This window comes from Acinetobacter sp. V104_13, from assembly GCF_031798995.1.
GTDB classification, from domain to species: Bacteria; Pseudomonadota; Gammaproteobacteria; order Pseudomonadales; family Moraxellaceae; genus Acinetobacter; species Acinetobacter pittii.
Genome location: NZ_JAVQNP010000001.1, coordinates 19,607 through 29,027, shown reverse-complemented (window position 1 = coordinate 29,027; position 9,421 = coordinate 19,607). Strand labels below are relative to the sequence as shown.

Below are 9,421 nucleotides of genomic sequence, written 5' to 3'. Positions count from 1 at the left end.
AACAAAAGTTTGGGGGAGAGTAAAGAATGTTGCCCTGAGTGTGGAAGTTTGGATATAGAAGTTAATAATAAAGGAAAAAAATCTGCCTTTTTAGCGTTTATGTTTTTCGGCCTACCTTTATTTTCTTTTAAAAATGGTAATAGATGTAAGCGTTGTGGACACTTTTGGAATTAAATATGTAGTAAAAGATTATTGATTATCTTAATTATGGAACCTGATGTAGGGATATTGGATTTAGTTATATCTCTGCAATTAATGTGTTGTGCATATAAGCAATTGATATTAAATAAAATAAATTATTTTGATGGCCGTTCAATTTAATAAATATAAGGACTTATTTAATGGTAGATAAAAAACAGCTAACTCAAAAGCAAATAGAGTTAATCCTTGAATTATTAAAGAATAGATTTGAAAAAAATACACATCGTCATACAGAAATAGAGTGGTCGGATGTGCAAAATAAACTAATTAAGGTTCCTGATAAACTTTGGTCATTGCTGGAAATGGAAAATACAGGAGGGGAGCCTGATGTTATTGCTTATGATCAGCAGAAAGACGAATATTTATTTGTAGATTGCTCTCTTGAGACACCTAAAGGTCGTAGAAGCCTTTGCTATGATCGTGAGGCTCTCGAATCTAGAAAAGATCATCCTCCTAAAAATAGCGCAATAAATGTAGCTAAGGAAATGGGAGTTGAACTTTTAACAGAAGAGCAATATTACCAACTACAAGAAATTGAAGAGTTTGATCTTAAAACATCAAGTTGGCTCAAAACCCCAAATGAGATTCGTAAACTAGATGGAGCACTTTTTGCTGATCGTCGATATGGTCGTATCTTTATTTATCATAATGGAGCGCAGTCTTATTATGCTGCCCGTGGTTTCCGTTGTTGCTTAAGAGTATAGGCATTGCATTGTATTTGAATAAAAAGAATAGGCTTTGATGTTTTATGCCAAGAAAATGGAGATTCTTGCAACTTTTGATTGATGGCAAACATGACAAGATGTGTTCTGGAATTAAATAAAAACATCAGGACACCTGTCGAAATGCAACCAAACCCAATTTATTATAATGAACAACATATTGCTTTTGCTGATAATGTTCGTCGATTTGTACAAAAAGAAATGGCTCCTTTCGTTAATGAATGGGATGAGACTGAGACATTCCCAAGAGAGCTATATAAAAAGGCTGCTGAAATTGGTCTATTAGGTTTAGGATTTTCTGGGGAATATGGCGGTATTCCCGATGCAGATCCATTTTATTCATTACTGGCTGGTGTAGAAATGGCGAAGGCTGGCTCAGGCGGTGTGCATATTTCGCTTATGGTACATACCATTGGAGCACCACCGATTCAGCATTTTGGAAGTGAAGAACTAAAGTCAAAAGTTTTACCAAGGATTATTTCTGGAGAAAAGATTTCAGCATTAGCGATTACAGAACCAGGTGGTGGTTCTGATGTCGCTGCATTGCAGACCAAGGCTGTCAGAGACGGTGATTACTATATTGTCTCGGGTGAGAAAACATTTATCACATCGGGAATTCGTGCAGATTATTATACAGTTGCGGTGCGTACAGACCCAACCAAAACAGGTGCTGAAGGCATTTCAATGTTGCTCGTTGATGCGCACAGTGAGGGAATTACTAAAACACCTTTAAAGAAAATGGGATGGTGGGCTTCTGATACAGCTCATTTGCATTTTGATCAAGTGCGAGTACCTGCATCAAATCTGCTCGGTAAGGAAAATGCTGGTTTTAAAGTTATTATGAATAACTTTAATATGGAGCGTTTTTTCTTGGGTGTAGTGGCGTATGGCTATGCATTGGTCTGTTATGAAGAAGCTTTAGATTGGGCACAGCAACGAAAAACTTTTGGTAAGAGATTAATAGACCATCAAGTCGTTCGTCATAAATTGGTAGATATGGCAACACAATTGACCTCAACACGGGCATTACTTGAAGAAACTGCATGGAAAATGACTCAGCAGAAGTTACAAGGGCCTGAGTTGGTGGCACAAATTTCAATGCTTAAAAATGTTGCGACTCGTACTATGCAATTTTGTGCTGATGCGGCTGTACAAACATTGGGAGGTATGGGCTTTATGCGAGGTACTAAGTCTGAACGTATTTACCGTGAAGTAAAGGTCAATATGATTGGCGGTGGCGCTGAAGAAATTATGAAAGATTTAATTAGTAAACAGCTTGGTTATTAATTCTTGAAAGGTGGTTATTGAGCCACCTTTTTTTTATTTTAATGCCATCTCCCAAACCATTTCGGTTAACTCATCAATTTTGACTTTACCTTCAGATTTATACCAAGTGACAGTCCATGAAATCGCACCACCAACTAATCTTCGCCAAATAAAGGCATCATGTTTTATTTTGCCTTGAGTACGTAACTTTTCAATGACATCTAACCAGATTTGTTCATATTCATTACGCATTTCTAAAAGATAATCTTGTTTTTCTTTTGACAGCGCAAACCACTCATAAACTAAAACAGCCATGGCTGCACCAGTATCTCCAGTAATTGAAATGAGTTCTGCTTTAATAAGAGCTCGTAATTGATGTTCTGGATCGGTAGATTGAGCTGCTGCCTCTGCTAAACGAGCAAGATTGTAAATGATAGTTTGCTCCATTACATGAGCGAGGATGTCATCTTTACTCTTGAAGTGATGAAATAAGCTACCTGATTGAATTCCAATAAATTGAGCAAGTTCGCGGACAGTGGTTTTATCATAACCTTGTTTGTGAAATAGATAGGCAGCTCCCTGTAATAAACGACCACGCGGGCTATCGTCAAAGCAAGAAATATGTGGAATCTGTTCAATTGAAGTAGCAATCATACGAAAGCTGGATCCTTTATATAAAAATATTTACGGAAAAAATTTTGCTAAATCTCACCATGTTTTAGGCTAATTGTCGAGTTTGGCAGTTTTAGTCAATTTCACAATAACATTTTGCTCTTTACAAACCAAGCGCTTGCTTGGTAATGTTGAGTGTAATTTTTAAACAAAATAATGAGAAATAAAATGGCAAGTGATCAGCAGGATGATAAGCGTGTCGTAAAAATAGGTTGTGCCTCAGGTTTTTGGGGGGATACCAATACTGCCGCTTTCCAATTAGTACATTTAGCCGATATTAATTATTTGGTTTTTGATTACTTGTCAGAAATCACCATGTCGATTATGGCAAAAGCGAAAATGGTAGAACCGAAACATGGTTATGCTTTGGACTTTGTCAGTCGGGTGATGGCGCCTCTACTTAAAAAAATTGCAGAAAAAAAGATTAAGGTCATTAGTAATGCTGGTGGTGTTAACCCATTGGCATGTCGAGATGCTTTGCAAAAAATAATTAAAGAATATGATCTAGATCTGAAAGTGGCTGTGGTGTTAGGTGATGATCTTTTACCGCAACATGAGCACCTCAAACAGCAAAATATTCGGGAAATGTTTAGTGGGGAAGCTTTGCCAGAACAAGTGGCGAGTAGTAATGCTTATTTAGGGGCGGTGGCTGTTCGCAATGCCTTAGACTTAGGCGCCGATATTGTAGTTACTGGCCGTGTGGTTGACTCTGCTGTGGTGCTTGCCCCTTTACTTCATGAATATCAATGGTCTTTAGATGACTATGACAAATTAGCACAAGGTTCGTTGGCAGGTCATGTGATTGAATGTGGTGCCCAATGTACGGGTGGTAATTTTACCGATTGGCAATTGGTGCAGGGCTTCGACAACATGGGTTTTCCAGTGGTTGAAGTGAGTGAAGATGGCTCATTTGTTGTAACTAAGCCTCAAGGTACAGGTGGTCTGGTTTCTACTGCTACAGTTGCAGAGCAAATTGTTTATGAAATTGGTAATCCTAAAGCGTATTTACTACCCGATGTAATTGCTGATTTCAGCCAAGTGCATTTAGAACAAGTTGGGGAGCACCGAGTTCGTGTGACGGGTGCAAAAGGGCAAGCTCCGACTGCGCAATATAAAGTTAGTGCAACTTATCCTGATGGTTATCGGGTTTTAGTGAGTTTTTTAATTGCAGGACGTGAGGCACCACAAAAAGCACAAGTCATTGCCGATGCGATTTTGACGAAGTGTGAGCGTGTTTTAGCAATGCGTTCGGTGCCGCCATTTAGTGAAAAGTCGGTTGAAATCTTAGGTATTGAAAGTACCTATGGAGCACATGCCCAAACATTAAATAGCCGTGAAGTTGTTGTCAAAATAGCTGTGAAACACATGTTTAAAGAAGCTTGTATGTTCTTTGCATCTGAAATTGCACAGGCTTCAACAGGTATGGCTCCAGCTTTGGCTGGGATTGTGGGAGGGCGTCCAAAAGCATCTCCAGTGATTAAATTATTTTCATTTTTAATCGATAAAAATCAGTTGAATGTTGAAATCGATTTTGATGGCCAACGTCACGCAGTTGAAATTCCACAAGGGGTTTATACAGAGCAATTGCCTACATTGACGGCAAGTGAAAATGCAGTTTATCAAGGAGATGAAATTGAAGTTCCTTTGATTGAAATTGCGCATGCCCGCAGTGGTGATAAAGGCAATCATAGCAATATCGGTGTGATTGCGCGTAAAGCAGAATATTTACCATGGATTCGTGCGGCACTGACTGAACAGGCGGTTGCTAGCTATATGCAGCATGTTTTGGATGCAGAGAAAGGGCGAGTAATCCGTTATGAGTTACCGGGTTTAAATGCACTGAATTTTATGCTGGAAAATGCTTTAGGCGGTGGTGGGGTTGCAAGTTTGCGTATTGATCCACAAGGCAAAGCATTTGCACAGCAATTATTGGATATGCCTGTTAAAGTTCCGGCACATCTTTTAGAAAAATAAAATGAATGGATGAAACAAAGATGAGTTATCAATCAATATTTAGACCAGATGCTTTCGCCAATAAAGTCATTATTGTGACAGGTGGTGGCTCAGGAATTGGCCGTTGTACTGCACATGAGCTTGCCGCTTTGGGTGCACAAGTAGTGATTACAGGACGAAAAATTGAAAAATTAGAGAAAGTAAGCCAAGAAATTATAGAAGATGGGGGCTTAGTTCATTTCATTGTTTGTGATAACCGTGAAGAAGAACAAGTGAAAAATATGATTGCCGAAGTGATTGAGAAATTCGGCAAATTAGATGGCTTGGTAAATAATGCTGGCGGCCAGTTCCCCTCAGCTTTAGAGAATATTTCAGCGAATGGTTTCGATGCAGTGGTGCGTAATAACTTGCATGCAACTTTCTATTTAATGCGTGAAGCTTATAACCAATGGATGGCTAAACATGGTGGCAGTATCGTCAACATGACAGCTGATATGTGGGGCGGCATGCCAGGGATGGGACATTCTGGTGCTGCGCGTTCAGGGGTTGATAACTTAACTAAAACAGCATCGGTTGAGTGGGGCAAATCTGGCGTTCGTGTAAATGCGGTTGCACCGGGGTGGATTGTGTCATCCGGTATGGATAATTATAGCGGTGATTTTGCCAAAGTGATTATTCCAAGCCTTGCTGGAAATGTTCCGTTAAAACGTATGGGAACTGAATCAGAAGTTTCATCGGCGATTTGTTATTTACTGTCAGATGCTGCGGCTTTTGTGTCAGGTGTAACTTTGCGTATTGATGGCGCTGCATCGCAAGGAACACGAATGTATCCACTAGCTGATGCGACAAATAGTCGGTCTTATAATGGTTTCCATCGCGCGTTTATTCCTGAAATTTTTCAGAAAAAGACTGAGGCTGAGGAGGAGTAACAGTGACTATTCTCCAATCCGAAATTGCTGTTGGTAGTGAACAGTATCAAAAGAATAAAGAGGCATTGCTTACTCAACTGAGTGAAGTCCGTGCAATTCAGCAAAAAAGCATTGATAAATCGTATGCTGCTAAACCGAAATTCGATAAAAAGGGCAAGATTCTGCCGCATGAGCGTGTACGATTGTTACTCGATGCTGATTCACCTTTCGTTGAGCTTTGTGGTTTGGTTGGCTACAACATGCATGATGACAAGGATGGCTCCGAAGCTGGTGGTGGTGTAATTGCTGGGATTGGTTTTGTCAGTGGTGTGCGCTGTCTGGTTTCTGCAAGTAATAGCGCGATTAAAGGCGGGACCATGTCACCCATGGGTGTGCAGAAAACCTTGCGCTTGCAAAAAATTGGTTTAGAACAAAAACTCCCGTTGATTACGCTGACCGAAAGTGGCGGTGCCAACTTAAATTATGCTGCTGAAGTATTTACTTATGGCGGCATGACCTTTGCCAATCAGGCATGTCTTTCTGCGGCAGGTATTCCACAGCTTGCAGTTGTTCATGGCAATGCAACGGCAGGAGGGGCTTATCAACCCGGACTTTCCGATTATGTCATTGCTGTACGTAAACAAACTGAAATGCTTCTTGCAGGTCCCCCTTTACTCTTGGCTGCCACTGGTGAAGTAGCAACAGCTGAAGAATTGGGCGGAGCAGAAATGCATTCGCAGGTTGCGGGAACAGCAGAATATTTAGCAGAAAATGATGCTGATGGTATTCGACTTGCACGTGAAATTTTTGAACACCTGAACTGGAAAGAGCAAATCAAACCAGTTGAAACGACTTATAAAGAACCTCGTTACGATAGTGAGGAATTGTTGGGTGTGATTCCAAGTGACCCTAAGCAACCATTTGATATGAAAGAAGTGGTCGCCCGCATTATTGACGATTCAGATTTTCTAGAATTTAAACAGGAATATGATGATTTAACGGTGTGTGGTTGGGCGAAGATTGGCGGATTACATATCGGTATTATTACCAATAATGGTCCGATTACACCTCAAGGGGCGGCGAAGGCAGCTCAGTTTATTCACTTATGTGAACAGACTAACCGCCCGTTATTATTCTTACATAACACCACTGGTTTTATGGTGGGAACCGATGCAGAGCAAAATGGCATTATTAAACATGGCTCAAAACTGATTCAAGCGGTTGCCAATTGTACCGTACCTAAAATTTCGATCGTTGTAGCAGGGTCATATGGCGCTGGCAATTACGCGATGTGTGGGCGAAGCCTATCACCAGACTTTATTTTTGCTTGGCCGAATTCGCATGTTGCTGTAATGGGTGCTGCACAAGCTGGAAAAGTATTACGTATTGTTGCTGAAGGGAAACAAAAAGCTTCAGGGCAGGAGCCGAATCCGCAAATGCTCGATTTTCTTGAGCAAAGTACGGCCATGAAATTAGAGCAGCAATCTACCGCGCTTTTCAATACAGCTATGCTACATGATGATGGCATTATCGATCCGCGAGATACCCGAAAATTATTAATTTTCCTTTTACAGACCATTTATGAAGCACAGCAACGAGAGCTAAATCCAACTCGTTTTGGTGTGTCCCGTTTTTAATCAACCTTTACCGCAATTAAAAAAATTAATAGGAATAACACAATGAAATTTACTAATGAACATGAAGCATTGCGCCGTACAGCTCGTCAATTTGTTCAAAATGAGCTGAATCCACATATTCCAGAATGGGAGGCCGCGCGACGTTTCCCAATCCATGAAGTATTTAAGAAGATGGGGGATCTTGGTTTATTAGGAATCTGCAAGCCAGAAGAAAATGGCGGTTTAGCGTTAGATTATTCGTATAACCTCGTGGTTGCAGAAGAAATTGGCTATGCGGCTTGTGGCGGGGTGCCTTTAGCTATTGGTGTACAAACCGATATGGCAACACCTGCTTTGGCACGTTTTGGTAGTAAAGAATTACGTGATGAGTTTTTAACACCAGCGATTGCAGGGGAATATGTTGCATCCATTGCAGTATCAGAAGTACATGCTGGTTCGGATGTTGCTGCTATTAAAACAACTGCAAAAAAAGATGGCGATGACTATGTCATTAACGGCAGCAAAATGTGGATTACCAACTCATTGCAGGCCGACTTCTTCTGCCTTTTAGCCAACACGTCTGATGATAAACCTCACGTTAATAAGTCAATGATTATTGTGCCAGCAAAAACTAAAGGGATTAGTTTTTCAGAGCCACTTAATAAATTAGGGATGCGTTCAACAACCACAGCACAAGTTTATTTAGACAATGTACGTGTACCACAGCGTAACTTGGTGGGTGTTGAAGGTATGGGCTTCATGATGCAAATGATGCAATTTCAGGAAGAGCGCTTATGGGCATGTGCTAATGCGATTGGCGGCTTGCAGCATTGTATTCAGCAAACGATTAATTACACCAAAGAGCGTACCACTTTTGATCAGCCTCTCATTAATAACCAATATATCCATTTCCGCTTTGCTGAACTTATGACCGAAGTGGAAGCACTCAAAGCATTAACTTATCAAGCATGCGAACAGCATATTGCGGGCGAGGATGTCACGATGTTGGCGTCTATGGCAAAGCTCAAAGCTGGACGTTTAACTCGTGAAGTTGCTGATAGTTGTCTGCAATACTGGGGCGGCAATGGCTTCATGTGGGATAACCCAGCGTCGCAGCTGTATCGTGATGGCCGCCTAGGGTCTATTGGGGGTGGGGCAGATGAGATTATGCTAGGGATTATCTGTAAGTTGATGGATATTCTGCCTAAAAAGCACAAATAAATATAAGGAATACACCATGACACTTTCAGCATCTCTACAAGTTTTAGATATAGATGACAGTATTCAATTGGAACAGGACAGCGGTATTTTATACCTTTGGTTAAATCGCCCAGAGAGCCGTAATGCCATGAACTTGAATATGGTCAATGCAATTCAGCAAGTTTTTGCTGCCATTCGCGATGACCTTTCAATTCGCGCGGTAATTATCCGTGGGGAAGGTGGAACTTTTTGTGCGGGTGGTGACATTAAAGACATGGCAACTTTACGTGTTGAGGCAGCTAATGTTGGCAGTCTACAACCTTATGTGGACTTTAACCGCCGTTTTGGTGCCTTGCTTGAGCAAGTTGAAGCTGCGCCGCAGACTGTTGTGGTGATTTTAGAAGGTGCAGTGTTAGGTGGTGGTTTTGGTCTGGCTTGTGTTTCCGATGTTGCCATTAGCCGTGACAATGCTCAGTTCGGTTTGCCTGAAACAGGGCTTGGGGTGATTCCTGCGCAAATTGCTCCTTTTGTGGTGAAACGCGTTGGTCTGACACACGCGCGTCGACTTGCTTTGCTCGGCATGCGTTTTGAAGGGCATACTGCACTGAGTGTCGGCGTGGTTCATCAAATTGCACATAATGAAATCGAACTTGAACAAGCTTTACAAGAAACCATTCAACACATTAAACGTGCAGCACCAGAGGCTTCGCGTGTAACTAAAGCACTGTTACATCGAACGCTCAATGAACCTTTGAGTGGTTTATTAGATGATGCTGCACAGCAGTTTGCTCAAGCAGTTGGTGGTACTGAGGGACAAGAAGGAATGATGGCTTTTATTCAGAAAAGGTTGCCGAATTGGGCTGATGAATCATAAGCGATAGGG

Annotated in this window: 8 protein-coding genes and 1 pseudogene; 8 read left to right on the top strand and 1 reads right to left on the bottom strand. The window is 41.2% G+C overall.

Going from position 1 to position 9,421, the window contains the following annotated elements; translation table 11 throughout:
* From RMB06_RS00160 to RMB06_RS00150, 3 genes and pseudogenes are all read left to right on the top strand, one after another.
* A pseudogene (locus RMB06_RS00160) lies at positions 1–174 on the top strand (DUF2007 domain-containing protein); the annotation flags it as partial.
* A 167-nt stretch (positions 175–341) separates the two neighbouring features.
* Positions 342–905, top strand: a complete 564-nt coding sequence (locus tag RMB06_RS00155) for a DUF4256 domain-containing protein (protein WP_311077785.1) — start codon at positions 342–344, stop codon at positions 903–905.
* Between the two features lie 141 nt (positions 906–1,046).
* Positions 1,047–2,210 carry an acyl-CoA dehydrogenase family protein gene (locus RMB06_RS00150; protein ID WP_014207712.1) on the top strand — a complete coding sequence of 388 codons (1,164 nt, stop codon included), beginning with the start codon at positions 1,047–1,049 and terminating at the stop codon, positions 2,208–2,210.
* A 33-nt stretch (positions 2,211–2,243) separates the two neighbouring features.
* Here RMB06_RS00150 and RMB06_RS00145 read toward each other — a convergent pair whose 3' ends face one another.
* Positions 2,244–2,843 carry a TetR/AcrR family transcriptional regulator gene (locus RMB06_RS00145; protein ID WP_014207711.1) on the bottom strand — a complete coding sequence of 200 codons (600 nt, stop codon included), beginning with the start codon at positions 2,841–2,843 and terminating at the stop codon, positions 2,244–2,246.
* Positions 2,844–3,029: 186 nt separating this feature from the next.
* On the opposite strand from RMB06_RS00145, the gene RMB06_RS00140 reads away from it, so the two are divergent.
* From RMB06_RS00140 to RMB06_RS00120, 5 genes are read left to right on the top strand one after another with little or no spacing between them, the layout of a single operon-like run.
* The gene (locus RMB06_RS00140; RefSeq protein ID WP_311077784.1) at positions 3,030–4,835 is read left to right on the top strand and encodes an acyclic terpene utilization AtuA family protein; all 1,806 of its coding nucleotides are present in this window, start codon (positions 3,030–3,032) and stop codon (positions 4,833–4,835) included.
* Between the two features lie 20 nt (positions 4,836–4,855).
* Positions 4,856–5,743, top strand: a complete 888-nt coding sequence (locus RMB06_RS00135) for an SDR family oxidoreductase (RefSeq protein WP_311077783.1) — start codon at positions 4,856–4,858, stop codon at positions 5,741–5,743.
* A 2-nt stretch (positions 5,744–5,745) separates the two neighbouring features.
* Positions 5,746–7,359: a carboxyl transferase domain-containing protein gene (locus RMB06_RS00130; RefSeq protein ID WP_311077782.1), complete on the top strand. Its 1,614-nt coding sequence runs from the start codon at positions 5,746–5,748 to the stop codon at positions 7,357–7,359.
* Between the two features lie 42 nt (positions 7,360–7,401).
* The gene (locus RMB06_RS00125) at positions 7,402–8,559 is read left to right on the top strand and encodes an acyl-CoA dehydrogenase family protein (protein ID WP_311077781.1); all 1,158 of its coding nucleotides are present in this window, start codon (positions 7,402–7,404) and stop codon (positions 8,557–8,559) included.
* Positions 8,560–8,575: 16 nt separating this feature from the next.
* Positions 8,576–9,412: an enoyl-CoA hydratase-related protein gene (locus tag RMB06_RS00120; protein WP_311077780.1), complete on the top strand. Its 837-nt coding sequence runs from the start codon at positions 8,576–8,578 to the stop codon at positions 9,410–9,412.
* Positions 9,413–9,421 lie beyond the last annotated feature (9 nt).

What these genes read in the sequence shown, in the direction of transcription:
- RMB06_RS00155 (WP_311077785.1), top strand. Translation starts at nt 342, where the DNA reads ATGGTAGATAAAAAACAGCTAACTCAAAAGCAAATAGAGTTAATCCTT.
- RMB06_RS00150 (WP_014207712.1), top strand. Translation starts at nt 1,047, where the DNA reads ATGCAACCAAACCCAATTTATTATAATGAACAACATATTGCTTTTGCT.
- RMB06_RS00145 (WP_014207711.1), bottom strand. Translation starts at nt 2,843, where the DNA reads ATGATTGCTACTTCAATTGAACAGATTCCACATATTTCTTGCTTTGAC.
- RMB06_RS00140 (WP_311077784.1), top strand. Translation starts at nt 3,030, where the DNA reads ATGGCAAGTGATCAGCAGGATGATAAGCGTGTCGTAAAAATAGGTTGT.
- RMB06_RS00135 (WP_311077783.1), top strand. Translation starts at nt 4,856, where the DNA reads ATGAGTTATCAATCAATATTTAGACCAGATGCTTTCGCCAATAAAGTC.
- RMB06_RS00125 (WP_311077781.1), top strand. Translation starts at nt 7,402, where the DNA reads ATGAAATTTACTAATGAACATGAAGCATTGCGCCGTACAGCTCGTCAA.
- RMB06_RS00120 (WP_311077780.1), top strand. Translation starts at nt 8,576, where the DNA reads ATGACACTTTCAGCATCTCTACAAGTTTTAGATATAGATGACAGTATT.